Below are 25,645 nucleotides of genomic sequence, written 5' to 3'. Positions count from 1 at the left end.
TAGAAAGTGAATAAGTCAAGGAGTAAGAGATGACACTATCAGTTGTAGTCCCATGTTTTAACGAAGAAGAATCAATTCCATTATTTTACAGAGAAATGGAACGTGTTCGGATGGAGATGGGAGAAAAGTTTGAATATATTTTTATAAATGACGGCTCATCAGATAAAACGCTATCTGTCCTTCGGAAGCTACATATTACAGATTTGAATGTGCACTATCTTTCCTTTTCACGGAACTTTGGGAAGGAAGCAGCACTTTATGCCGGCCTTCAACATGCCACCGGTCATTATGTAACCGTCATGGACGTGGATCTACAGGATCCTCCAGAACTATTGATCGAAATGAAGCAGAAGTTGGATGAAGTGCCTGACCTGGACTGTGTCGGAACCCGACGCGTAACCCGGGATGGTGAACCTCCGATTCGGTCTTTCTTTGCTCGGATGTTTTATAAATTGATCAACCATATTAGCCAAGTGGAAATGGTCGACGGGGCGCGTGATTTCCGTCTGATGCGCCGTCCTATGGTCGATGCCATTATGGAGTTATCAGAGTACAATCGTTTTTCAAAAGGGATTTTTGCTTGGGTAGGATTTGAGACAGAATACCTCGAATATAAAAATGTAGAGCGCGTGGCAGGAGAGACGTCTTGGAATTTTTGGTCTCTCTTCAAATACTCGATTGAAGGGATCGTTAACTTCTCAGATGCCCCACTAAATATTGCCTTTATTGGTGGACTTCTATCTTGGATTTTAGCATTTGTCATGATGATCTTGATTGTGATTCGTACTTTGGTGTTTGGAGATCCTACTTCTGGATGGCCATCCCTCATGACAGTGATTCTTTTCCTAGGAGGGTTCCAATTACTAACCATTGGGATTTTAGGAAAATATATCGGTAAAATCTTCATGGAAACCAAGAAACGTCCTATCTATGTTATTAAAGAGAAAAGTGAAGAATGAACAATATCCTAAGTATGAGTCTTGCTGTTAAGCAAAAGATAGATAGATTTTACAAGGAAATTGATCGGCTCCTCGATAAAATCAATCAGTTGGATATGGTAAAAGGGATCCGTAGTCATATTGACCGGCTTATAGATATTTTCAACCAAATTAGTAATAAGTTGATCTATTTATTATTAACTTCCTATGCGTTCATTTTTACATTTGTATCTTTCAATCTGATCAATTTTCAAAGTCGCTCATATGACTATGTGTTCCATTTATCACGCATTGTCGGCTTGGCGGAATCTATTGAACATTGGGATATCATTCCCAATCTGAATTTTTTATTTGCATTTGGTACAGGATATGCTTCTCCCATGTTTTATGGTAATTGGCAGTTTTATCCGTCAGCTATCGTTTATATGATGACGAACGATGGAAATCTTGCTTATAGTATTTTTGCCTTCCTGATCACTCTTTGTACAATTCTATCAAGTTATATTGTTGTTTCGAAAATAGTAAATAATAAGATAACTGGCTTAGTAGTGGCTTTGACAATACCGTGTTATTATACCTTATTTGGTTTTGGAATGACCATGGTAGTGCCGATAGTCCCAATTCTTATATATTCTATTTATCGTGTGCTCTACTTAAATAAAAAGAACCCTATCTATTTGGGGATTGTAGTAGCACTTTTAATTCAAACCCATATTTTATCAACGATTATATTAGCAATCTTTTCTGCGGTATTTTTATGTTTAAATTATAAAAAGCTCACACTTGAAAAGATCGTTTCCTTTGTATTTTCTATCCTGTTTGCCTTATGCTTGTCGGCAGGATACATTTTTCAATATCTTGAACAGGTTTCATCACAAAAGTTTTTCTTCACATGGACAGCGAGAAGTTTTCCTGTCGACGTGAAAGATACTTTTTTGGTTCCTTTCCCATTCCAAGCAGATCGATATGGTTTTTATAAGCCTTTCACACCATTAGAGTGGCCGATCCATCAATTTGTACGAGATGGACTATTTTATGCGAGTATGATCGTATTCTTATTCTATCGTCGTCTAGGAAGATTAAGTAAGACCATGTTTTGGACTTGTTGGATTTTATATTTTTCTGCGACAAGTATTTTGCCTTGGAATTCTATATTGAAATACAGTTTTATAGGGAGTATGCAGTATTCAGGGCGTTTACTATTTTTCATTCCCCTGTTGTTCCTATTCTTTCTTGCTGTTACAAATAGAAATGGTTTCTTCTCGATCGTTTTATGTATCTTGAGTTTATCTTTCTATTTCAGTCATGTTGTTCCTCAATTTGATTCCTCTTCAAAAAATTACAAACAGATGCGTGAGGATAATAAAAAGAATGAAAAATTACTAAAATCGGTTTATAAAGGTGATAAATCCAAATATATTGATCCTGTAGGTGATGAATATTACAATCTTGATGTCAATAACCAAGATATACGCTTACCACAATTTACAGAATTTCAAACAGGGAAGGATGTAAAAATATCAAATATTAAAAAAAGATACAATCTTTTAGAATTTGATATAAAAGTTCCTGATGACAAAAAAGAAACTAGCGTCTCTATACCAATGATATGGTACAAAGGATATCGCGCAGAATATTCTAGGGGAGCTGAAGGATCTCAACCTGTACTGAAACAGCGTGCTTTTACCGAATCGGAATTAAAAGAAAATAAAAAAGCTCGGAGACCAACTGTTTCAGAAAAAGTTTTAAATGATGGTAAAATTTATTTATCTATTAGAAATTCTGGTCATGTAAAAATTTCTTATCACAAGACATTTATACAGTATCTTGGTTTCATGATAGAATGGATCTCTTGGATACTAGTGTTCTTCATTTTTAAACAGAAGTTTTCAAAAAATAAGGGGCAATTCCCATCCTAAAAAGCAGAAAACTTCTGCTTTTTTTGCTATAATGATAGGGAAAAAGCATTCGAAAGGAACGTAACATGATTTTAATTACAGGAGCAAATGGTCAACTTGGGACAGAGCTTCGCCATTTGTTAGATGAACGAAATGAAGAATATGTAGCTGTCGATGTAGCTGAAATGGACATCACAAATGCAGAGAAAGTAGACGAGGTATTTGCGGAAGTAAAACCAACCTTGGTATATCACTGTGCTGCTTACACAGCTGTTGATGCTGCTGAAGATGAAGGAAAAGAGTTGGACTATGCCATCAACGTGACTGGTACGGAAAATGTAGCAAAAGCGTCTGAAAAACACGGTGCAACTTTGGTTTATATCTCAACCGATTACGTTTTTGATGGGAAAAAACCAGTTGGACAAGAATGGGAAGTAGACGATCAACCAGATCCTCAAACAGAGTACGGTCGTACGAAACGTATGGGAGAAGAATTGGTTGAGAAGCATGTTTCTAACTTCTATATCATCCGTACAGCTTGGGTTTTCGGGAACTATGGTAAGAACTTTGTCTTCACCATGCAAAACTTAGCCAAGACACACAAGACTTTGACCGTCGTTAATGACCAACATGGTCGTCCAACCTGGACACGCACTCTTGCAGAGTTCATGACTTATTTGGCTGAAAATCGTAAAGAATATGGCTATTACCACTTGTCTAATGATGCGGAAGAAGATACAACTTGGTATGACTTTGCCGTTGAAATCCTCAAAGATACGGATGTTGAAGTGAAACCTGTTGATTCTAGCCAATTCCCAGCTAAGGCGAAACGCCCACTTAACTCAACGATGAGCTTAGCTAAGGCTAAGGCTACAGGATTCGTGATTCCAAGCTGGAAGGATGCTTTAAAAGAGTTTTACAAACAAGAAGTGAAATAAGATCAGATAGAAGCGGCCCTTGAGGGTCGCTTTTCTGTTTGGATTAGGCAAAAAGCCTAGAAAATGGTATAATTGAATAGACTGTAAATTGTTAGAAAGGGAAAATTATGCAACACGTTTTTATTATCGGAAGTCGTGGGCTTCCGGCTCAATATGGTGGTTTTGAAACTTTTGTAGACCAGTTGGTTTCGCGTCAAGTGTCTTCGGAAATCCAGTACCATGTTGCTTGCCTTTCTAATGATCAAGCCTATCATCATTTTGACTATAAGGGTGTCGATTGTTTCACGATCAAAGCACCCAAGCTTGGACCTGCGCGTGTCATCGCTTATGATATGATGGCCATCAACTATGCCTTGAAGGTTATCAAAAAGCAAGGAATTGCACAGCCGATTTTTTATGTTTTGGGCAATACAATTGGGGCCTTTGTGGCACCCTTTGCGCGTAAGATTCATAAAATGGGTGGGAAATTCTATATCAATCCAGATGGACTGGAGTGGAAGAGAGCCAAGTGGGCTAAACCGATCCAAGCCTATCTCAAGTATTCTGAAAAAATCATGACGCGCCACGCAGATTTGGTGATTTCTGACAACCCAGGAATCAAGTCCTATATCAAAGAAGCCTACCCTTGGTCCAAGACGACCTATATTGCCTATGGGACGGACTTATCTCCGACCAGCCTGACCAGTCAGGATAGGAAGGTCAGAGAACTCTATCAGAAGTGGCAGACACAAGAGAAAAACTATTACTTGATTTTGGGTCGCTTTGTTCCAGAAAATAATTACGAGACTGCCATTCGTGAATTCATGGCCTCTTCTACCAAGCGGGATTTGGTGATCATTTGTAACCATGAAGGCAATCCCTATTTTGAAGAGCTTCGAGCTCGAACGGGCTTTGATCGGGACCCACGTGTAAAATTTGTAGGAACGGTCTACGATCAAGACCTGTTGAAGTATATCCGTAAAGAAGCTTTCGCCTATATTCATGGTCATGAAGTGGGAGGAACCAATCCAGGTCTCCTAGAAGCTCTCGCTCAGACAGATCTGAATTTGGTTCTAGGTGTTTCCTTTAACCAAACGGTCGCAAAGGACACAGCCCAATATTGGACTAAAGAAACTGGGAATTTGGCGCATTTGATTGACCAGGTTGATCCTTTAGAAGATGTCTCTAAATGGGGTCAATTAGCCAAAGCCAACATGAAACAAAACTTTACCTGGGAAAAAATTGTAGGTGAGTACGAGGAATTATTCTTATCATGAAAGTAAATATCTTGTTGTCCACCTATAATGGTGAACAGTATTTAAAAGAGCAGGTCAAAAGTATCCAAGACCAGACGTATCGGGACTGGCAACTCTTGATCCGAGATGACGGGTCAACTGATGGTACGGTAGAGATCATTCAAGAGTTAGTTGCCCAAGATGAGCGCATTCGCTTTATCAATCAAGGAGTCATCGAAAATCTGGGTGTCATCAAGAGTTTTCACACACTCTTAAAATATGAAAAGGCTGATCTTTATTGCTTCAGTGACCAAGACGATGTCTGGCTTCCTGAAAAGATTGCCCTCCAAGTAGCAGAAGCAGAGAAACATCTGCAAGAAGAGCCTTTGCTAGTCTACACAGATTTAAAAGTGGTTGATGAAAACTTGAATGTGCAGCACGAAAGTATGATTCGCACCCAGTCTGATCATGCAAATACGGAACTGATTCAAGAATTGACAGAAAATACAGTAACTGGCGGAGTAGCCATGATTAACCATGCGCTGGCTGACTTATGGACAGGTCAGGAACAACATGCGCTTCTCATGCATGATTGGTACCTAGCCTTGTTGGCAACTGCTTTTGGGAAGCTCATCTATATTGATCAACCGACAGAGTTGTACCGTCAGCACAGTAGCAATGTTCTAGGAGCTCGAACCCTAAGAAAACGGGTTAAAAACTGGGTTCGCCCTCATATTTTGTTTGCTAAATATTGGAATCTCATCGAGTCCAGTCAAGAACAAGCAAAAAATTTATTGGATCTGCCAGTCAGTCCCCAAAATAAAGAAATTATTGAGAACTTTGTGACCATCATGGACGTACCGCTAAGAGAACGTTTGAGACGGATTCGTCAGTATGGTTACCGTAAGAACCGAGCTTTTCACACCTTTGTGTTTACTAGCTTGATTCTGACAAAGTTTGCATATCGAGGTAAAAAATAATGTTTGACGTTTTTAGTCAGAAAAATCGAATTTTATTACGAGAGTTAATTAAAACAGACTTTAAATTACGCTACCAAGGATCAGCAATTGGTTATCTTTGGTCGATTTTAAAGCCCTTGATGACCTTTAGTATTATGTATATTGTCTTCATCCGATTCTTACGCTTGGGTGGAGATGTACCCCATTTCCCAGTTGCCCTTTTGTTGGCCAATGTAGTCTGGGGGTTCTTCTCAGAAGCGACCTCCATGGGGATGGTGTCGATCGTTAGTCGAGGCGACCTGTTGCGGAAGTTGAACTTCTCCAAACACATCATTGTCTTGTCCGCAATTTCAGGAGCAGCGATTAACTTTGTCATTAACCTGGTTGTGGTCTTGATTTTTTCATTCTTTAATGGGGTGACATTTTCTTGGACAGCCTTGATGGTCATTCCGCTATTCTTTGAGTTATTCTTGATGGCGACAGGATGTGCATTGATCTTAGCGACATTTTTTGTCCGTTTCCGTGACCTAGGTCAAGTTTGGGAAGTGCTCTTGCAAGCCGGATTGTATGCAACGCCAATTATCTACCCGATTACCTTTATTGCAGATCGCAATCCATGGGCTGCGAAGTTGGTCATGATGAATCCCTTGGCTCAAATTATTCAAGACATGCGTTATTTCTTAATTGATAAGGCCAACACCCCAGTCTGGCTTTTGGTGGAGAATAAGTTCTTGGTACTGATTCCTTATGTCTTGCCCATTCTTATTTTTATCGCTGGCTTTGCTTACTTTAACAAACATGCTAAGAAATTTGCGGAGATTCTCTAATGACAGATAAACAAATTGCAGTAAAAGTAGACCATGTCAGCAAGTACTTTAAGTTGCCAACAGAAGCAACCAATAGCCTTCGAACTGCCCTGGTCAATCGTTTCAAAGGAATCAAAGGGTACAAAGAACAGCACGTTCTTAAGGATATTTCTTTTGAAGTAGAAAAAGGAGACTTTTTCGGGATCCTCGGAAGAAATGGTTCTGGAAAATCAACCCTCTTAAAAATTATTTCAGAAATCTATGTGCCGGAAAAAGGTTCCGTCACCATCGATGGGAAGTTGGTATCCTTTATCGAGCTTGGCGTCGGTTTTAATCCTGAACTGACTGGTCGAGAAAATGTCTATATGAATGGGGCTATGCTGGGCTTCTCAACAGCTGAAATTGATGCCATGTATAATGATATCGTAGACTTTGCTGAGTTGCATGACTTCATGAACCAAAAACTCAAGAACTACTCATCAGGGATGCAGGTTCGTCTAGCCTTTTCGGTTGCCATTAAGGCACAAGGCGATATCTTGATTTTGGACGAGGTACTAGCAGTAGGAGACGAAGCCTTCCAGCGTAAGTGTAATGATTACTTCCAAGAGCGCAAGAAGTCAGGGAAAACCACGATTCTGGTTACCCACGATATGGGAGCCGTTAAGAAATATTGTAACAAGGCTGTTTTGATTGAAAATGGATTGGTGAAAGCCATTGGTGATCCTTTTGACGTTTCTGATCAATATAGTTTTGACAATTTGGAATCGAGCTCCCATCCTAATGGAAATGAAGATGAGGGCTTGGTCACAGCGGAAGTTAAAGATTTTACAGCTAGATTGCTTTCTCCTAAAAAAGTAACTCCTGATGATGAGGTTGTTATTGAGTTTGCATTCAATCTTTTAGATGATTCTGTGAATCCTCATATAGCCTTTTCATTTGTTGATATTTCTACGGGGAATGGGCTTTATAATGATAATTCCATGGATATTCCATTATCTGGTGTCGGACCCAAAAATATCACTTATAAATGTAAGTTGCCGTACTTTAATCATGTGAAGTTAAGACTAGTAGCATTTTTAAGAGACGAAAATCAAGAAAACTTAGCAATATTGTCGACAACAAACCCTCCAGTCTTTTCAATTGATCGGGTTGTGGATCGGACCAATCGTTCAGAGTTGGATTCATCTACTGGATTGTTAATCCGTCAAGGCAAGTGGGAATAATTTCTTTGGTGTAGACTATGAAAATTTTATTTGTATCTCCTGTTGGAGCCATGTTTAGTGGAGCGGAAGTATCGATTGTGAACCTAATGAAGTTGTTAGTTCAAGAAGGTCACGAAGTATATAATGTGATCCCGGATAATACTCCACACATCGATAAAGACTATCTCCGTCATATGGATACAACTGGAATTAAACTATTTCAGTTAAAAACCAATCAGTGGTGGTGGCCTGAGTCTAAAACGCTGGATATTTCTGATTTAGAAATCCAAGCATCTCAACAAAAGAATATTGATGAAGTAAGAGAAATCATTCAGAATGAACAGATTGAACTGGTTATTTCGAATACAGTAAATGTGTTTCAGGGAGCTATCGCAGCTGCATGTGAAAAGGTGAGACATTTTTATATTATTCATGAATTTCCTTTTGGCGAGTTTGGCTATTATAAAGAGCTAATTCCCTTAATTGATGATTTGTCTGATAAAATTTTTGTAGTCGAAGGGGAATTGTACCACACTCTTACGAATTATTTTACGACTGATAAATTGATTCCCTTTATTCCCTATACAGAAGTTCAAGAGCGTCCGCTCAAGAATTCTACTATTTCTCGTTTTGTATCAATTGGTGGGATTAATGAACGGAAAAATCAGCTTGAATTGCTCGCAGCCTATAATCAGTTAAATCGGAAAGATATTGAACTGGTCTTTATCGGGGGATGGGATGAACAGTATAAAAAGTTGATGGATGACTATATTCAAACGCACCATCTAGATCATGTAACTTTTGTTGGATTTCAATCGGATCCATGGTCCTTGGTGACAGATAAGGATATCCTCGTCTTGCCTGCTACATTAGAAACATTTTCTTTGGTATTTGTGGAATCAGTCCTAAATGGTGTTCCCGCAATCATTTCCGATAATTTAGGTCATTTATCTTCGAGTAAATTTTTAGAAACTGGAAATTTATATACACTAGGGGATAGGGATTTGCTAAGTCAACAAATGGCTACAGTGATTGAGAATTTTGATATCTATAAAGAAAAACAATTACTGGATCAAGAACTTGCTCGAAAGAAATATAATCTTAAGACGATCTATGCTATTTTTAAAGATAACATTGAAGTAGAAACACCAATTGTGAACCAAAAGCTATCCTCGAAGTATGCTCGATTTTTGGGGATGAAATTCAAGAATCATGATATCGAAGTGATTGGTAAATCTCAAGTGGTGATCTCAGCTTCTAATGATGGGCTCCATTCAGCCTACCATGAAATAACAAAAGAGAGAATGGAAAATACGGGCACCATTATCTTTCAGCTTGAAAATGAAAAGAGTCTAAAAATATTACTTTCAGAATTTCCAAGCTCTTATAAAAAATTGTCATTGATAGCATTGGAGGATCAAAGAGAAATTCCTCTTGTAACTTCAAACGGAATTGATTTCGAGGATGTTTTGGTTTTCTTTAATACCCATCCACATATTCTTTTTGATCTTTCGAATAGTTCAGGTAATCAATTTCAATTCTCCTATGAAAAAGAAAGTGACGAAGAATTTAGCAGACACCTATTCAACTTACATGAGAAACATAAAAAATTATCTCATGAATACAATTCCGTCATCCATTCTCGCCGTTGGACGATTCCAACAAAGATCTTGAAATTCTTAAGAATAAGGAAATAATATGCAACGTTTACTTTTGTACGTTCACTTCAATAAATTTAACTTTATTAGTGGACATGTACTTTATCAATTAGAAAAAATTCGCCCCTTGTATTCACGTGTGGTCTTTATCTCTAATAGTCAGCTTCCAGAAGACGTGAAGTCTAATTTAGCAGCACAACATCTGGTGGATGATATTCTTGAGCGCCAAAATAGTGGCTTTGACTTTGCTGCTTGGCGGGATGGAATGAAGACAGTCGGCTTTGATCAACTGGCTCACTTTGATTCTGTTACCCTCATGAATGATACTTGCTTTGGACCTCTTTGGGATCTAGATTCCATTTATCAGCAGTTTGAACATGATGAGGAAGTGGATTTCTGGGGAATGACCAATTACCGGAAAGACAAGGATTTTAACGAGCATATTCAGAGTTATTATCTCAGTTTTAAAAAACAGGTGCTGACATCGAGCGCCTTTCATGAGTTTTGGCAGGGCGTTCAAGACTTTACTAATGTCCAAGATGTAATCGATAACTACGAGACTAAGGTCACAACGAATTTCTTGGATGCTGGTTTTCGCTATAAAACTGTCTTTAATACCATCCATGAAGACACAACAGGGATGCTCTATCCAGACTTTTCTTATTACAATCCTACAGCGATTCTCAAACATAAGGTTCCTTTCATCAAAGTCAAAACCATTGCAAACAATGAAGGAATCATGCCTTATATTTTTGATGAATTGGAGCGTGTATCGAACTATCCATTGGATTTGATTCTTAACCACATGTCTATGATTGACCGTCCGGACTATCCTTATCTTTTATCCCGTAAGTATTTGAAGGATCAAGACTTAGAAGACACATTTGATAAAAAAGTTGCGGTTCATCTCCATGTCTTTTATGTGGACCTCTTGGAAGAATTTCTAGATGCTTTCCAAGCTTTTCATTTTGACTTTGATTTATGGATTACGACAGATGTAGAAGTGAAGAAGCAGGCTATTGAGGAAATTCTTTCTAATCGGGCCCAAGTTGCGACAGTCGTGGTGACTGGAAACATTGGACGAGATGTGTTACCAATGTTGCTCTTAAAAGAGCAACTCTCTCACTATGATTATGTTGGTCATTTTCATACCAAGAAATCCAAAGAAGCGGATTTCTGGGCTGGTGAATCTTGGCGGAAAGAATTGATTGACATGTTGGTTAAACCGGCAGATCAAATCCTTGCCAATATGGAGGCCAATCCAAAAGTTGGAATCACCATCGCAGATATTCCAACCTTCTTCCGATACAATCGAATTGTGGTTGCTTGGAATGAAGCCCTCATTTCACCAGAGATGAACAAGCTCTGGCAACGGATGGGAGCGACCAAGACAATTGATTTCAAGAATCTCAATACCTTTGTCATGAGTTATGGGACCTTTATTTGGTTTAAATACGATGCTTTGAAACCACTCTTTGATTTGAATTTGACAGCAGCAGATGTTCCAGCTGAGCCTTTACCACAAAATTCAATCCTGCATGCGATTGAACGCTTGTTGGTCTATATTGCTTGGGATCAAAAGTATGACTTTAGAATCTCTCAAAACCCACATGTACTCACGCCATTTATTGATAATAAGCAGTTGAACAATCGGGAGGATCTCCAACCACATACCTTCGTGGACTTTAATCAAATCGGTGGGATTAAAGGTGCCTTGAAGTATATCGTGATCGGTCCAGCAAGAGCTGTGAAATATATACTAAAAAGAATGATAAAGAAAGTGAAATAATGAAACGGAAAAAAGAGTTTAAAATTAAAGAATTTATCCTCTCAGCTTTATCGAAAGTTTCAAGAACTCAGTGGTATTATGGGATTACTTTCGTTCTATTTTCTTTTTTAAATTTTTATCTAGCTCAAAATAATCTTGCAATCCATAACCAAGCAACAGGAACAGTTCTACAATATATCAATTTTTTAGGAATTCTATTTGGAATTAGTTTTCTACTGTTAATTCCAATATTATCCCAATTTAATTTTAATAAATGGTTTCCATTTAAACTGATTGTCAGTTATCTGGTTTACAATACTCTTTCTTATTTGACAGAAATCACGATTTATCTGAATAATCCCAAATACAAGGTTTGGAATTTTGATAAGAATCCATTCTTTAGAACAGATTCCTTCCTTGTCATTTTCCTTCTGTTTGCCCTGACAGGTGGTTTGGTTCTATTACGACTGCATTATGATAAGCTACCTACTCGAAAAAAAGGAGGAGAAGAGATAGGTGAGAACTACCAGTATCTGGTCTTGTCACAACTCTTGATCACCTTTATCGTAACAGACAAAAATTTTTCAACCCTGATTTATCGGACAGATAATTTTTTGTATAAGGCCTTTAAAATTGGAAAATACTCAGCCCAGCAATTTTGGTTGACAAATGAATTCTTATACTTTCTATTTCCGTTAATATCCTTACTTGGATTCTTGTATACAAAAGGGCAGCGAGATTTCGTCAAGAACAAACCGAGTTTCTCTTTAGTGTTCTTCTCTAGTACCACTCTTGCGATTGTATTGAATTATTTTATCCAATTCAGTTTAGGTCGAACAGAACCCTTCTTAGGCGTTCATTACACGATTCCAGATGCTATCTTATTTCAAATTCTCATTCTGACAGCGATCCTTATCTTTGTTTATCTTTGTATCAATCAATATTGGATTGCTACCTGTCTCGTTTCCATTGTTTCCATTACTTTTGTAATTGCAAACTCCATCAAGTTTGGAATGAGGAATGAGCCGGTTTTACCGAGTGATTTAACTTGGTTAACTAAACCAATGACGCTTTTGAGCTTTATGGACAAAGCGCAAATATTTTACATCCTTTTATTGGTGGCCTTTCTGGTTTGTCTACTAATTGTTGGGAAAAAGTACCTGTTCAAAGGAAAAATTATTTCTTCATGGAAAATACAAATTGGAGCTATTATATTAATCCTCTTATGTTTTAAGAGTGTCAATGGGATATTCAGTGATAAAGAAAATGGGAAGATCAAAGCTAATGTACCAATTATTAGCACCTTGAATAATTACCAGGATATTAATTGGTTAGGAAATACGACCAATGCTCGTTATAAAGGATTGTCATATGTTTGGATGAATCAATTGACGACAGAAGTTATTCCAAAACCGGATGGTTATTCAAAAGAACGTCTCCAGAAAATAGCTCAAAAATATACCAACTTGTCGAATGTGATCAATAAGGAGAGAAGCAACTACTTAAACGATCAAACGGTCATCTATATTCTGAGTGAAAGTTTTTCTGATCCTAGAAAAGTCGAAGGAGTAGAGCTTACGCAAAATCCGATTCCAAATATTGAAAACATTATGAAAAACCACACGAGTGGTCAAATGCATTCAGATGGTTATGGTGGTGGAACAGCAAATATGGAGTTTCAAACTTTAACAAGCTTGCCATTCTATAATATATCACCAACTGTCTCGGTTCTGTATACAGAGGTATTCCCGAAAATACATGATGTTCCTTCTATAAGTAATGTGTATGCTCATAAAAATAAAATAGCAGTTCACTTAGCTGAAAAATCAAATTATTCAAGAGATATAATCTATTCTAGATTAGATTTTAAAGATTTTATTACGATTAATTCTAAAGGGATAAAATATAGAAAAGAAGGAATTAGTCCGAGTGATGAATCCACCTATAATATTGTTTTAGATAACTTAATCGACAAATCTGGACAGTTCTTCTCAGTTATGACGATGCAGAACCACACACCTTGGTTAGAAGCAAATCCTGAAACCCTGGATGCAAAAGGTAAAGGATTTAGTGATGAAGAAAATTCAAAACTAACTTTCTACAGTCGTTTACTCGCTCAGACCGACACCGCCACCCAATCCTTCCTGGAAAGTCTTTCTAAAATAGATAAGAAAATTACAGTGGTATTCTATGGGGATCACTTACCAGGTCTCTATCCTGAGTCGGCCTTTAAGAATAATCCGGAGAGTCAGTATCAGACAGACTACTTTATTTGGAGTAATTTTGATGCACCGAAATTGAATTATCCTTTGGTCAATTCAAGTGATTTCTCTGCTATGGTCTTTGAACAGACCAATTCAAAAGTTTCACCTTACTATGCTTTGTTGACGGAAGTATTGAAAAAAGCAAGTGTCGATAAAAAGGCCTTAGAAGGGGAAGCACAAGAGATTGCAGAGGATTTGAAAATGGTTGAATATGACCTGATTAGTGGGAAAGCTTACCTTTCTAAAGACTTCTTTAAAGTCCCAATCAACAAATCCAATTAAAAGGAGAGCAAGCAGTTAAAAATCTTTGTGATTTTGGCTGTCTGGCTCCCTTTTTTTTGTTTTTTATGCTAAACTATTAGATGGGGGTACGCTCATGATTAAGATATTTGGAAAGGTCCATTATCATTGGCAACCGGACTTATCCGTTCTTGTGACTTATTGGTCCATTGCAGTGATTCCGGTCTTTATTGGACTGGCCTTGATGTATGAGAGCTCTAGTGTGCCAACGCTAGTTTTGTTTTCTTTCTTTTTATTTATGGCCTTGCTCGCGATTGGGGTCCATCGTTACTTCACGATTTATCAGGATGGGATCTTGCGGATTATTACTGCCAATCCTTTTACTCCAATCAAGGTGAAGATTAACTCGATCGAAAAGGTCGAAGTAAATAAGAAGTCGATCAAGCTCATTTTTAATGATGGTTCGCGCAGTCGGACATTCTGTATGCGCAAATGGCCGAAAAAATACTTTATCAATGCACTTGCCTTAAATCCCTATTTTAAGGGAGAAGTAATCTTGACGGATAATTTCATCCATGTGGATTACTATGAGATGTATTATGCAGACAAATAAAAAGCCCTCTTAATCTTTTAAGAGAGCATGAGTGGGGCATTCTTTAACAGCCTCGAGAACATCGTTTGTGACAGGGACTTCCTTTTCAAGGAGGTCATCGTCTTCAGTAGCAAATTTAACGATGCCATTGTCATGGTAATCAAATAATTCAGAATAGGTCTGACAGAGACCGCAAGCGATGCAACGATCTGGTATTAACGTAACTTTCATACTTCTATTGTAATGATTTTTACGAGAAAAAACAAGGAGGAAGTCATGGCAAAAGAACCATGGGAAGAAGATATTTACGATGATGGAGAAGAAACATTGAAAAGAACGAGTAAGTTAAATGGAATAAAGGCAGATCGTCTGTTGACGATTTTAGCCATTATTTTCTTTGTAGTAGTAGTAGCGATGGTCTGCTTGTTGATTTTCCTTTCAACAGGTGGCAGCAATAAATCAAAACAAATGTCTGGTTTCTACAATGGAGAGACTAAGGTTGAACAGAAATCATCAGCCCCTGCAGCACAAACTGACCAAGCAGCTAAAGACGATAGTTCAAAAGATGAGAACTCTGAAGAAGGTACGATCACTGTTCAAGCAGGTGAAGGGGAAGCAGCGATTGCTGCGCGTGCTGGTATTTCCATTGCCCAATTGGAACAGTTAAATCCTTCTCATATGTCTACAGGATCTTGGTATGCCAATCCTGGTGATGTCGTTAAGATTCAGTAGGAGTTGAGGACAGCATGAAACAAATTCAAATTGCCATTGATGGACCGGCTTCTAGTGGAAAATCCACAGTTGCAAAGATCATTGCCAAGGATCTAGACTATACGTATCTAGATACGGGGGCTATGTATCGTGCAGCGACATACCTAGCTTTACAAAATAATCTGACAGCCGAACAGGTAGATGACTTGTTAGCCATTTTAGATCAATATCCAATTAGTTTTGGTCGTTCGGAAGAAGGAGAGCAGCTTGTCTTTGTAGCAGATGTGGATATTACCCACCCGATTCGCGATAACCAAGTGACCAACAATGTTTCATGGGTTGCAGCGCTTGCGCCAGTTCGTGAAAAACTTGTCGCTCTACAGCAAGAGATTGCAGAGAAGGGTGGCATCGTCATGGATGGTCGTGATATTGGGACGGTCGTCCTTCCACATGCAGAGTTGAAGATCTTTTTGGTCGCTTCTGTTGAGGAGCGGGCAGAACGTCGCTACAAGGAAAATGTTGAAAAGGGCATCACAGCGGATCTTGAATTGTTAAAAAAAGAAATCGCTGAACGTGACTATAAGGACAGCCACCGTGCTGTGTCTCCTTTGAAACCTGCAGCAGATGCCATTCATTTTGACACAACGGGTGTTGGAATTGCAGATGTTGTGGCCTTTATTGAAGAAAAAGCAAAAAAACTTCTTGACAAAGAATAAAAAACTTGATATCATATAAAAGTTGAGAAAAGCAGAAGTGAGAACTTCTCGCCTTGTGACGCAAGTTGCCTGGCCCCTACGGATCAAGTTTCAGTAATGAAATACATCATGTAGTTCGGGCCTGTATTGCAGGTCCGTTCTTTGTTTTTCTCGAATAATAAAAAAGAGGTGAAAACCATAGCAAAGCAAGACTTATTCATCAATGATGAAATTCGTGTACGTGAAGTTCGCTTAATCGGTCTTGAAGGTGAGCAATTGGGTATCAAACCACTTAGCGAAGCGCAAGCACTTGCGGACGACGCTAATGTTGACTTGGTTCTCATTCAACCTCAAGCTAAACCTCCTGTTGCGAAAATTATGGACTACGGTAAGTTCAAATTTGAGTACCAGAAGAAGCAAAAAGAACAACGCAAAAAACAAAGCGTTGTGACCGTGAAAGAAGTTCGTTTGAGCCCAGTGATTGACAAGGGTGATTTCGATACAAAACTTCGCAATGCTCGCAAATTCCTTGAAAAAGGAAATAAAGTGAAGGTATCCATTCGCTTTAAGGGTCGTATGATTACCCACAAAGAGATTGGTGCTAAAGTTTTAGCCGACTTCGCTGAAGCGACACAAGATGTGGCGATCATCGAACAACGTGCTAAGATGGATGGACGTCAAATGTTCATGCAATTGGCGCCAGCAACTGACAAGAAATAATCTGTCAGAAAGTTAAAAAAAGGAGAAAATATCATGCCAAAACAAAAAACACACCGCGCATCAGCTAAACGTTTCAAACGTACAGGTTCTGGTGGACTTAAACGTTTCCGTGCTTACACTTCTCACCGTTTCCACGGAAAAACTAAGAAACAACGTCGTCATCTTCGTAAAGCATCTATGGTGCATTCAGGAGATTTCAAACGTATCAAAGCAATGCTTACTCGCTTGAAATAATTGCGTATTCGTAAGTAAAGAATTCTAGGAAATATTGGAGGAAATATAAATGGCACGTGTTAAAGGTGGCGTTGTATCACGCAAACGTCGTAAACGTATTCTTAAATTAGCTAAAGGTTACTATGGAGCTAAACACATCTTGTTCCGTACTGCAAAAGAACAAGTAATGAACTCTTACTACTATGCATACCGTGACCGTCGTCAAAAGAAACGTGACTTCCGTAAATTGTGGATCACACGTATCAATGCGGCAGCTCGTTTGAACGGACTTTCATACTCACAATTGATGCATGGTTTGAAATTGGCTGAGATCGAAGTGAACCGTAAAATGCTTGCTGACTTGGCTGTTAACGATGCAGCAGCTTTCACAGCTCTTGCAGATGCAGCTAAAGCAAAACTTGGTAAATAATGTTTATAAGGCTGAGAAGATTTTCTCAGTCTTTTTTTCTTGCTGATTTCATGCTATAATGAAATCAATTATAGGAATAATCATATTAGATGGAGGACCTAAAGGTGACACACAATCGGCTAGCATGGGATGAGTATTTTGCAGCTCAGGCCTTACTGATTTCGAATCGGGCGACCTGTAATCGGGCGAAAGTAGGGGCTGTTCTGGTTAAGGATAATAAGGTCATTGCAACCGGCTATAATGGATCTGTTTCTGGAACAGATCATTGTTTAGAGGATGGCTGTCTCATGGTCGAGGGACACTGTGTCCGGACGATTCATGCAGAAGTTAATGCGATCTTGCAGGGAGCTGAAAGAGGAATTCCCAAAGGCTTCACAGCTTATGTCACGCATTTTCCTTGTCTCAATTGTACTAAGCAGTTACTTCAAGTTGGCTGCAAGCGGGTGGTATACATCCATCAATACCGCATAGATGAATATGCCGAATACCTCTACCGTGAAAAAGAAGTAGAACTGGTCCATCTCCCATTGAAAGTGGTTAAAGAAGCTATTGCAGAGGCAGAATTCATTTAAAAAAATCCTGTCTAAAACTTGATATAGATCTAATAGAAAGCTTGCTTTTGAGATCACGCTTGGCTGATTCGTCTAGAGGAAGGAGAGTGTGATGATACGTAAAATTTGCTATCTAATTTTCTCATTCGCCCAGGGACCTGGGGTTGTTGTTATATGAAAGGTGGGAAACCGTGATGACAGACCAAGAGAAACATTTTGAAGAAAATAACGAACCTAGTAAGATCAGTGAAGATCATCCCAATTCTGTATTAGTTCAGAATCCTCCAAAAGAAAATAGCTTACATTCTATTCTTCTTTCAGTGACCTTTTACTTATCCATTATCTATCTTGTATTGTTTGTCTCTCTCTTTGCACTTTCGGGTAACGCTTGGGGATTTGTGGTTTTAATTTTCCTTGGACCAAACTTATTAAGTCTTGCGATTGGGGCCTTTCTAATTCGAATAGGGATGAAAAAGGGGAATAAAAGCCTTATTTATGCAAGTATTGGACTCTATCTGCTGTCTATCATCTTGGCTTTTGATCCAGACTGGGCAATATTTCGAATTGCTCCCTTATGTTTAGGTGTTCTGGATTTAATCGGAACACTCCTGGTTAAAGAAGAGAAAAGCTTTTAATTAAAAGATAGGTATGGGCCACTTTACTTAATAAAAAGTATTCGGGTCGATTAAAGCGATCGTTAAATCAATTCTTTTTGTCGATTTTTGAGCACTATTATTTTAAAGGATAACTAAGAACTTTAGGAAGAAATGAAATGTCAGATCAACCAAAACATTCTGAAGTAAAAAAAGAAAAAGAGGAAAGGATTACAGATGAAGTTCGTTCACCTGTTGGTGAATTTGATTTAGAAAAGAGAATTGGGAAATCTGGAATACTTACTTTTGCCTCGGTCCTAGCCATTGCTTATATCGTTTTGTTTTTATTAGGTCTCTTTTCACTAGGATCATGGGTTGGTGGTTTTTTGTACTTTTTGGGAATCCATATTATTAGCTTTGTTATTGCAACTATCCTGCTTTGGAATGGAAATGTGAACGGCAATAAAGCAACTCTTTATATAGCAGCAGCTATTTATGTTTTTTCATTTATTGCTGCGGGTGATCCTTCTTGGGTGATTAATCATATACCACCGCTTGTGGTAGGAGTGCTGGTATTGATTGGAACTATCTTTCTTCGAGATGTGGAAGAATGACTGCAGAGGGGTTTTATTTTTTTGTTAAATAGCGCACTAAATGTAAATAATTACCCGAAATTCTTGATTAAGATTAAGTAATAAGATATAATGAAGTGTTATATGGTCCCGATAAGATGATAGACTGTCTATCAGTACTTTGTAACTCTATAACAACATTTTTTAAGGGGGGACATTTTTATGTCAGAACGTAAACTTTTCACGTCTGAATCAGTATCTGAGGGGCATCCAGATAAGATTGCAGACCAAATTTCAGATGCTATTTTAGATGCTATTTTAGAGCAAGATCCAGAAGCACACGTTGCGGCTGAAACAGCTGTTTATACAGGTTCAGTCCATGTTTTTGGTGAAATTTCCACAAATGCCTATGTCGATATTAACCGTGTTGTTCGCGATACCATTGCAGAAATTGGCTATACCAATACAGAATATGGTTTCTCTGCTGAAACTGTTGGAGTACACCCATCATTGGTGGAACAATCTCCTGATATCGCTCAAGGGGTAAACGAAGCCCTAGAAGTACGTGGGAATGCGGATCAAGATCCACTCGATTTGATCGGTGCAGGAGACCAAGGTCTCATGTTTGGTTTTGCGGTGGATGAAACAGAAGAACTCATGCCATTGCCGATTTCATTGAGCCACAAGTTGGTTCGTCGCTTGGCAGAATTGCGTAAGTCAGGTGAAATCAGCTATCTTCGTCCAGATGCGAAATCGCAGGTCACTGTTGAGTACGATGAAAACGACCGCCCAGTGCGCGTGGATACGGTTGTTATTTCAACCCAACACGATCCAGATGTCAGCAATGAACAAATCCACGAAGATGTGATTAACAAGGTCATCAAAGAAGTGATTCCAGCTTCTTACCTAGATGATGAGACTAAATTCTTCATCAACCCAACAGGACGCTTTGTTATCGGTGGTCCTCAAGGAGACTCAGGTTTGACGGGTCGTAAGATCATCGTGGATACTTATGGTGGTTATTCACGTCACGGTGGAGGTGCCTTCTCTGGTAAAGATGCGACTAAGGTGGACCGTTCGGCTTCTTATGCAGCTCGTTACATTGCCAAAAACATTGTGGCAGCTGGTCTTGCTAAGAAGGCAGAAGTGCAATTGGCTTATGCGATCGGGGTGGCTCACCCGGTATCTGTTCGTATCGATACTTTCGGTACAAGTACTGTTGCTGAGAGCAAATTAGAAGCAGCAGCGCGTGAGATCTTTGATCTTCGTCCTGCCGGGATTATCCAAATGCTAGACCTTAAACGTCCAATCTACCGTCAAACAGCGGCTTATGGACATATGGGACGGACTGATATTGATCTTCCATGGGAACGCTTGGATAAGGTAGAAGCCTTGAAAGATGCTGTAAAATAATTCGTTGAAATGGAAAAGTTAGGTTCAAGATGATCCTGGCTTTTTTTCGTGTTGAAAATTCCTACAGATGGAAAAATAGGGCGATCTGTGGTATAATAGATGCAGTATTTTAAATACATTGTCCCTTTTATTTCCGTTAAAAAAAACGATAGTAAAAGGAAAAAGATTTGAAAGAGCTAATGAAATAGTAAGATGAAAAAAATTGTAATAAATGGTGGTCGCCCTCTAAAAGGAGAGGTGACCATTAGTGGTGCAAAAAACAGCGTAGTGGCCCTGATTCCTGCAACCATTTTGGCGGATGATATCGTGACCCTTGATGGGGTACCTGATATCTCAGATGTTGCAAGTTTGATTGACATCATGACCATCATGGGCGCTAAGATCGAGCGCAAAGAAGACAGTTTGATCATTGATCCTCGTGGGGTGAAGGATATGCCCATGCCATTTGGAAAGATCAATAGTCTCCGTGCCTCCTATTATTTCTATGGCAGTTTATTAGGGCGCTACGGTCAAGCAACGGTTGGACTACCTGGCGGGTGTGATCTTGGCCCGCGTCCGATCGATTTGCATTTGAAGGCCTTTGAAGCGATGGGAGCTGCTATGACCATGGATGGCTCCAGTATGAAGCTTGCGACAGACGGCAAGCCCCTTCAAGGAGCGATTATCTATATGGACACTGTTAGTGTTGGTGCAACGATCAATACGATTTTGGCAGCGGTCAAGGCTGAAGGTCGGACAGTGATCGAAAATGCTGCTCGTGAACCTGAAATTATCGATGTGGTAACCTTGCTTAACAATATGGGAGCCCATATTCGGGGAGCAGGGACGGATATCATTACCATTGATGGTGTTCCGCATTTGCATGGGACGAGACATCAGGTTATTCCTGATCGCATCGAAGCAGGAACCTATATTGCGCTTGCGGCTGCTATCGGAGAAGGCATTCAGATCAATAATGTCTTGTACGAGCATTTAGAGAGCTATATTGCCAAGTTAGAGGAAATGGGTGTGCGCATGACCATTTCTGAAGATAGCATCTTTGTAGAAAAACAAACAGGCTTGAAGGCGATCCAGATCAAAACGTCTCCTTATCCTGGTTTTGCGACAGATCTGCAACAACCCATCACTCCTTTGCTCTTAACTGCTACAGGACGTGGTCGAATTGTTGATACGATTTATGAAAAGCGGGTCAACCATGTGCCAGAATTGGCTAAAATGGGGGCTACTATTTCGACCTTGAACGACCACATTATTTATGAAGGGCCAAATCAATTGACAGGATCCAGTGTGAAAGCGACGGATCTTCGAGCTGGTGCGGCTTTAGTGATCGCAGGTCTCATGGCTTCTGGAACAACAGAAATTACAAATGTGGAATACATCCTTCGCGGGTATTCAGATATTATTCATAAATTGACCCAACTTGGAGCAAATATCCAGTTGGTAGAGGAATAGTGACAGAGCTAGGAATCTGATAGTGGCAGCTGGATACACGAACAATGGAGTTTGAGATGAATATTTGGACGCACTTAGCTGCCTATTCACTAATTGAAACACAAAGGTTGTATTTACGACCTTTTCTCTTTGAGGATGCGGAAGATTTTTATAAAATTGCTTCTAATCCTGAAAATTTACAATTTATCTTTCCTGCACAAGCCGATCTTGCCGAAACCCAGTATGTACTAGCCAATTATTTCATGAAAAATCCTTTGGGGGTTTGGGCCATCTGTGATAAGGAAACTAATCAGATGATCGGCTCCATCAAATTTGAAAAGTTGGATGAAATCAAGGGTGAGGCTGAGTTAGGCTACTTTTTACGCAAAGATTTTTGGGGAAAGGGCCTCATGACTGAAGCGGTCAAAGAGTTGGTTTATCTCTCATTTGAGAAATTTCAATTGAAGGAGCTTAAGATTGTCACCCATGTTGAAAATGCAGGGAGTCAAAAGGTCGCTTTAAAGGCTGGCTTTCGTCTCTTTCGTCAATTTAAAGGGAGTGACCGTTATACGCGTAAAATGCGCGATTATTATGATTTCCGCCTAGGTAGAGGGGACTTCTATGAGTAAACACCAAGAGATTTTAGACTATCTCGAAAAATTACCGATTGGAAAACGGGTCAGTGTTCGGAGTATTTCCAATTTTTTGAATGTCAGTGATGGGACGGCTTATCGTGCCATTAAAGAAGCTGAAAATCAAGGAATTGTAGAAACGCGTCCTAGAAGTGGGACCATCCGTGTTAAATCGAAAAAGGCTGTACTAGAGCATTTGACATATCGAGAAATTCAGGAAATTACCGGTTCGGAAATTTTAGCTGGTGAAGAGGGGCTCGAAAAAGAATTTAATAAATTCTACATCGGTGCCATGACGGAGAAGCACGTCCTAGACTATGTATCTGAAGGGGGCCTTTTGATCGTGGGAGACCGCACCAGCATTCAACGATTGGCATTAAAGCATGACAATGCAGTTTTGGTGACAGGTGGCTTTGAGGTGAGTGAAGATGTGATTGATCTGGCCAATCAGGTACAAATCCCAGTCATCCGAACTTCACACGATACCTATACCGTCGCTACTATGATCAATAAGGCTTTGTCTAACATGCAGATCAAGACAGATATCTTGACGGTGGAGCAGGTCTATCGGCCTTTCCATGAGTACGGTTATCTTTCTGAAACGGATACGGTACGGGATTATTTAGATCTGGTTCGAAAGAATCGCTTTAGTCGCTTTCCGGTTGTCAATCAACACCAGATGGTGGTGGGTGTCGTGACCATGCGAGATGCTGGTGATAAGGCACCTCAGACGACCCTAGATAAGGTGATGTCGCGGACTATTTTTACTACTAATTTGTCCACCAGCATTGCGACCATTAGCCAGCGGATGATCGCTGAAGATTATGAGATGATTCCTGTGATTCGCACTAACCAGACCTTGCTAGGTGTCATTACGCGTCGGGATGTCATGGATCGGATTAGCAAGGTGCAATTTTCGAGCTTGCCAACCTTTAGTGAGCAAATTGGTCAAAAGATTCAAACAGAGAACGACCATTACCAATTCACAGTAGAGCCAAGTATGTTGGAGAAAAGTGGTGTTTTGGCCAATGGGGTCATGATCGAAGTGCTGATGAAGGTTGTTCGCAAGATGATGCAACACAGTGGGCGTAGCTTGATCGTCGAACAGCTGATCATCAATTTTTTACAAGCTGTGCAGGTGGACGATGTGATCCGCATTGAACCACAACTTGTTCGGCGAACCAGACGTTCAGCCTTGGTTGATTTTAGCTTGTATCTAGATTTGCAGCTGGTCGCGAAAGCAACCATTACCATTAAGATTAATTAAACAAGAGAAATGAGGAGACAATGATTACATTAAAATCACAACGTGAAATTGAAGCCATGGATCGTGCAGGAGATTTCCTTGCCAGCATCCATATTGGATTGCGTGACTTGATCAAGCCAGGGCTTGACCTTTGGGAAGTAGAAGAATATGTCCGCCGTCGCTGTAAAGAAGCCAATGTCTTACCACTTCAAATCGGAGTAGAAGGCAGTCTCATGGACTATCCTTACGCGACTTGTTGCGGTTTAAATGATGAGGTTGCCCATGCTTTTCCCCGTCATGTTATCCTGAAAGATGGTGATCTCCTCAAGGTAGATATGGTCTTATCTGAGCCACTCGACAAGTCTGTTCTGGATGTTTCAAAATTAGATTTTGATAATGTAGCCCAAGTGAAGAAATACACGGAGTCCTATACTGGTGGCTTGGCGGACTCTTGCTGGGCTTATGCGGTTGGAGATGTTTCTCAAGAAGTTAAAGATTTGATGGACGTGACTAAAGAATGTCTTTACAAAGGAATTGAGAAAGCAGTCGTAGGCAATCGCTTGGGAGATATTGGCGCAGCGATTCAAGAGTATGCAGAAAGCAAAGGCTATGGTGTAGTGCGTGACTTGGTCGGCCACGGTGTCGGCCCTACCATGCATGAAGAACCAATGGTACCGCATTACGGTCGTGCTGGACGCGGTCTTCGTTTGCGTGAAGGCATGGTCTTGACGATTGAGCCAATGATCAATACCGGTACTTGGGAGATTGATACTGATATGGAAACTGGTTGGGCCCATAAGACCCTCGACGGTGGCCTTTCTTGTCAATACGAGCATCAATTTGTGATTACAAAAGATGGTCCAGTGATCCTAACTAGTCAAGGTGAAGAAGGAACTTACTAAAAGATTGAGAGGAAAGAATGGAGCTGAAGGCACGTGTCTGGTTTCGCTCTTTGCTCTTTTTTAGTAAAAATGGGGAGGTGAGGAATGAAAAAGGTCCTACAAAAAGTGTTCGATCAGCCATTTATAAAAGGCTTCGTGCGGTTTTATCAGAGTGCTGAGTCTGATATCACTAGCATTGCTGTAGCCTATTATTTGTTGATCTCTATTTTCCCTTTGATGCTGATTGCAGCCAATATTCTGCCTTACTTTCATATTCGTCCTACCCAGATTCTTTTGAGCTTACAAAAAGTCTTGCCAGCCTCCTTATATCGAATAGTGGCACAGATGATTTCGAGTGTGTTGACCAAGCCTTCGACAGGGTTACTGAGTTTCTCGATTATTTCTGCTTTGTGGATCTTCTCTCAGAGCATTGCCTACCTTCAAAAAGCCTATAATAAGAGTTATGGGGTGGAAAAGGAACGTGGTATTATCTGGGGGCGACTCTTTAGCTTTCTGATCAGTTTTGCCTTGCAGGGTTTGTTTGGGCTCTCGCTGATCCTTTCCATGTTTGGAAAAATGATCGTTCGCTATCTCTATCAGACCTTTTCATTTGATCGGACAATTTATGTGCGTTTATTGAATTTGACAGAGCCGACCATCTACCTCTTGCTCTTTGTCAGCTTGGTTTTGCTCTATTACACGCTTCCAAATGTTAAAATTCCAAAATTTAGATATGTTTTTCCAGGGGCGACTTTTGTGGTTGTTGTCCTTTATGCAATCTTGAATATCTTTTGGAAATATGTAGATCGCTATGTGAGTCATTTCTTGGATGCTCGTTTCTTCGGTTCGGTCGTCCTAGCGGTTATTATGTTTTGGTTTATCTTGGTAGCTAAAATCATGATTATTGGTTGTATTTTAAACGCCAGTGTCCAATTTGCCAGAGAGGCCAAATTCCAAACGCGTAATGGAGAAATTGTTTCCAAATTAAAAATGGAAGAAGTAGCCTTTCGGCATAAAGAAGTTTCACAAAAATTAAAGCGTCGCTTACGCTTGATAAAAAAAGATAAAACGGAATAAGGA

At 39.6% G+C, this 25,645-nt stretch carries 26 protein-coding genes and 1 other annotated feature; of the genes, 25 read left to right on the top strand and 1 reads right to left on the bottom strand.

Translation table 11 applies throughout. From position 1 onward, the window contains the following. Positions 1 to 29: 29 nt before the first annotated feature. From ACVC7Q_RS03235 to ACVC7Q_RS03185, 11 genes are all read left to right on the top strand, one after another. A complete protein-coding gene (locus ACVC7Q_RS03235) occupies positions 30 to 959 on the top strand; it encodes a glycosyltransferase family 2 protein (protein WP_223142022.1) in 930 nt (309 codons plus the stop codon). Beyond that, the gene (locus tag ACVC7Q_RS03230; RefSeq protein ID WP_447264821.1) at positions 956 to 2,857 is read left to right on the top strand and encodes a hypothetical protein; all 1,902 of its coding nucleotides are present in this window, start codon (positions 956 to 958) and stop codon (positions 2,855 to 2,857) included. The genes ACVC7Q_RS03235 and ACVC7Q_RS03230 overlap by 4 nt, the downstream gene beginning before the upstream one ends. Before the next feature lie 65 nt (positions 2,858 to 2,922). After that, a complete protein-coding gene (rfbD, locus tag ACVC7Q_RS03225; RefSeq protein WP_447264820.1) occupies positions 2,923 to 3,774 on the top strand; it encodes a dTDP-4-dehydrorhamnose reductase in 852 nt (283 codons plus the stop codon). A gap of 107 nt (positions 3,775 to 3,881) precedes the next feature. Beyond that, on the top strand, positions 3,882 to 5,030 hold the full coding sequence (cps2T, locus tag ACVC7Q_RS03220) for a beta 1-4 rhamnosyltransferase Cps2T (RefSeq protein ID WP_447264819.1): 1,149 nt from the start codon (positions 3,882 to 3,884) through the stop codon (positions 5,028 to 5,030). Further along, complete coding sequence (locus tag ACVC7Q_RS03215; protein WP_447264818.1) at positions 5,027 to 5,968, top strand: glycosyltransferase family 2 protein; 942 nt, start codon at positions 5,027 to 5,029, stop codon at positions 5,966 to 5,968. Before cps2T ends, ACVC7Q_RS03215 begins: the two co-directional genes overlap by 4 nt. Beyond that, the gene (locus ACVC7Q_RS03210; RefSeq protein ID WP_126404439.1) at positions 5,968 to 6,774 is read left to right on the top strand and encodes an ABC transporter permease; all 807 of its coding nucleotides are present in this window, start codon (positions 5,968 to 5,970) and stop codon (positions 6,772 to 6,774) included. Before ACVC7Q_RS03215 ends, ACVC7Q_RS03210 begins: the two co-directional genes overlap by 1 nt. Beyond that, a complete protein-coding gene (locus ACVC7Q_RS03205; protein WP_447264817.1) occupies positions 6,774 to 7,976 on the top strand; it encodes an ABC transporter ATP-binding protein in 1,203 nt (400 codons plus the stop codon). Before ACVC7Q_RS03210 ends, ACVC7Q_RS03205 begins: the two co-directional genes overlap by 1 nt. Before the next feature lie 17 nt (positions 7,977 to 7,993). Then, positions 7,994 to 9,652, top strand: coding sequence for a glycosyltransferase family 4 protein (locus ACVC7Q_RS03200; protein ID WP_447264816.1), 1,659 nt, complete (start codon positions 7,994 to 7,996; stop codon positions 9,650 to 9,652). Between the two features lies 1 nt (position 9,653). Further along, a complete protein-coding gene (locus ACVC7Q_RS03195) occupies positions 9,654 to 11,402 on the top strand; it encodes a rhamnan synthesis F family protein (RefSeq protein WP_447264815.1) in 1,749 nt (582 codons plus the stop codon). After that, positions 11,402 to 13,927 carry an LTA synthase family protein gene (locus ACVC7Q_RS03190; RefSeq protein ID WP_447264814.1) on the top strand — a complete coding sequence of 842 codons (2,526 nt, stop codon included), beginning with the start codon at positions 11,402 to 11,404 and terminating at the stop codon, positions 13,925 to 13,927. Before ACVC7Q_RS03195 ends, ACVC7Q_RS03190 begins: the two co-directional genes overlap by 1 nt. Before the next feature lie 94 nt (positions 13,928 to 14,021). Beyond that, a complete protein-coding gene (locus ACVC7Q_RS03185; protein WP_447264813.1) occupies positions 14,022 to 14,498 on the top strand; it encodes an EbsA family protein in 477 nt (158 codons plus the stop codon). A gap of 9 nt (positions 14,499 to 14,507) precedes the next feature. On the opposite strand, the gene ACVC7Q_RS03180 is transcribed toward ACVC7Q_RS03185, so the two are convergent. Further along, positions 14,508 to 14,708 carry a ferredoxin gene (locus ACVC7Q_RS03180; RefSeq protein WP_447264812.1) on the bottom strand — a complete coding sequence of 67 codons (201 nt, stop codon included), beginning with the start codon at positions 14,706 to 14,708 and terminating at the stop codon, positions 14,508 to 14,510. Positions 14,709 to 14,753: 45 nt separating this feature from the next. Between ACVC7Q_RS03180 and ACVC7Q_RS03175 the strand changes: the two genes are divergently transcribed. The 14 genes from ACVC7Q_RS03175 (at position 14,754) to ACVC7Q_RS03110 (ending at position 25,642) form a co-directional block, all read left to right on the top strand. Next, positions 14,754 to 15,209: an SAG1386/EF1546 family surface-associated protein gene (locus ACVC7Q_RS03175; RefSeq protein WP_003006692.1), complete on the top strand. Its 456-nt coding sequence runs from the start codon at positions 14,754 to 14,756 to the stop codon at positions 15,207 to 15,209. A 14-nt stretch (positions 15,210 to 15,223) separates the two neighbouring features. Then, positions 15,224 to 15,904: a (d)CMP kinase gene (cmk, locus tag ACVC7Q_RS03170; protein WP_447264811.1), complete on the top strand. Its 681-nt coding sequence runs from the start codon at positions 15,224 to 15,226 to the stop codon at positions 15,902 to 15,904. 23 nt (positions 15,905 to 15,927) lie between these two features. Next, positions 15,928 to 16,056, top strand: a sequence feature (ribosomal protein L20 leader region). Between the two features lie 16 nt (positions 16,057 to 16,072). Beyond that, positions 16,073 to 16,603 (top strand): translation initiation factor IF-3, encoded by a 531-nt coding sequence (infC, locus tag ACVC7Q_RS03165; RefSeq protein WP_003003721.1) that lies wholly within the window; start codon positions 16,073 to 16,075, stop codon positions 16,601 to 16,603. A gap of 33 nt (positions 16,604 to 16,636) precedes the next feature. Further along, a complete protein-coding gene (rpmI, locus tag ACVC7Q_RS03160) occupies positions 16,637 to 16,837 on the top strand; it encodes a 50S ribosomal protein L35 (protein WP_001125942.1) in 201 nt (66 codons plus the stop codon). 49 nt (positions 16,838 to 16,886) lie between these two features. After that, positions 16,887 to 17,246, top strand: a complete 360-nt coding sequence (gene rplT, locus ACVC7Q_RS03155; RefSeq protein WP_000124830.1) for a 50S ribosomal protein L20 — start codon at positions 16,887 to 16,889, stop codon at positions 17,244 to 17,246. Between the two features lie 104 nt (positions 17,247 to 17,350). After that, positions 17,351 to 17,818 (top strand): deoxycytidylate deaminase, encoded by a 468-nt coding sequence (locus ACVC7Q_RS03150; protein ID WP_447264810.1) that lies wholly within the window; start codon positions 17,351 to 17,353, stop codon positions 17,816 to 17,818. Positions 17,819 to 17,991: 173 nt separating this feature from the next. Further along, entirely contained in the window at positions 17,992 to 18,432 is a 441-nt protein-coding gene (locus tag ACVC7Q_RS03145) for a hypothetical protein (RefSeq protein ID WP_447264809.1), read from the top strand. 137 nt (positions 18,433 to 18,569) lie between these two features. Next, on the top strand, positions 18,570 to 19,004 hold the full coding sequence (locus ACVC7Q_RS03140) for a hypothetical protein (RefSeq protein ID WP_447264808.1): 435 nt from the start codon (positions 18,570 to 18,572) through the stop codon (positions 19,002 to 19,004). A gap of 180 nt (positions 19,005 to 19,184) precedes the next feature. Then, on the top strand, positions 19,185 to 20,375 hold the full coding sequence (metK, locus tag ACVC7Q_RS03135) for a methionine adenosyltransferase (RefSeq protein ID WP_023917824.1): 1,191 nt from the start codon (positions 19,185 to 19,187) through the stop codon (positions 20,373 to 20,375). A 192-nt stretch (positions 20,376 to 20,567) separates the two neighbouring features. Further along, positions 20,568 to 21,827, top strand: a complete 1,260-nt coding sequence (locus ACVC7Q_RS03130) for a UDP-N-acetylglucosamine 1-carboxyvinyltransferase (RefSeq protein ID WP_447264807.1) — start codon at positions 20,568 to 20,570, stop codon at positions 21,825 to 21,827. 56 nt (positions 21,828 to 21,883) lie between these two features. Continuing rightward, entirely contained in the window at positions 21,884 to 22,435 is a 552-nt protein-coding gene (locus ACVC7Q_RS03125; protein ID WP_023917828.1) for a GNAT family N-acetyltransferase, read from the top strand. Then, a complete protein-coding gene (gene spxR / locus ACVC7Q_RS03120; protein WP_447264806.1) occupies positions 22,428 to 23,705 on the top strand; it encodes a CBS-HotDog domain-containing transcription factor SpxR in 1,278 nt (425 codons plus the stop codon). The genes ACVC7Q_RS03125 and spxR overlap by 8 nt, the downstream gene beginning before the upstream one ends. 20 nt (positions 23,706 to 23,725) lie before the next feature. Next, the gene (locus ACVC7Q_RS03115; RefSeq protein WP_447264805.1) at positions 23,726 to 24,586 is read left to right on the top strand and encodes a methionyl aminopeptidase; all 861 of its coding nucleotides are present in this window, start codon (positions 23,726 to 23,728) and stop codon (positions 24,584 to 24,586) included. 84 nt (positions 24,587 to 24,670) lie between these two features. Next, positions 24,671 to 25,642, top strand: coding sequence for a YihY/virulence factor BrkB family protein (locus ACVC7Q_RS03110; RefSeq protein WP_447264804.1), 972 nt, complete (start codon positions 24,671 to 24,673; stop codon positions 25,640 to 25,642). The last annotated feature ends 3 nt before the right edge of the window (positions 25,643 to 25,645 follow it).

Source organism: Streptococcus sp. W151, from assembly GCF_053010205.1.
This window is presented reverse-complemented; position numbering and strand designations above follow the sequence as displayed.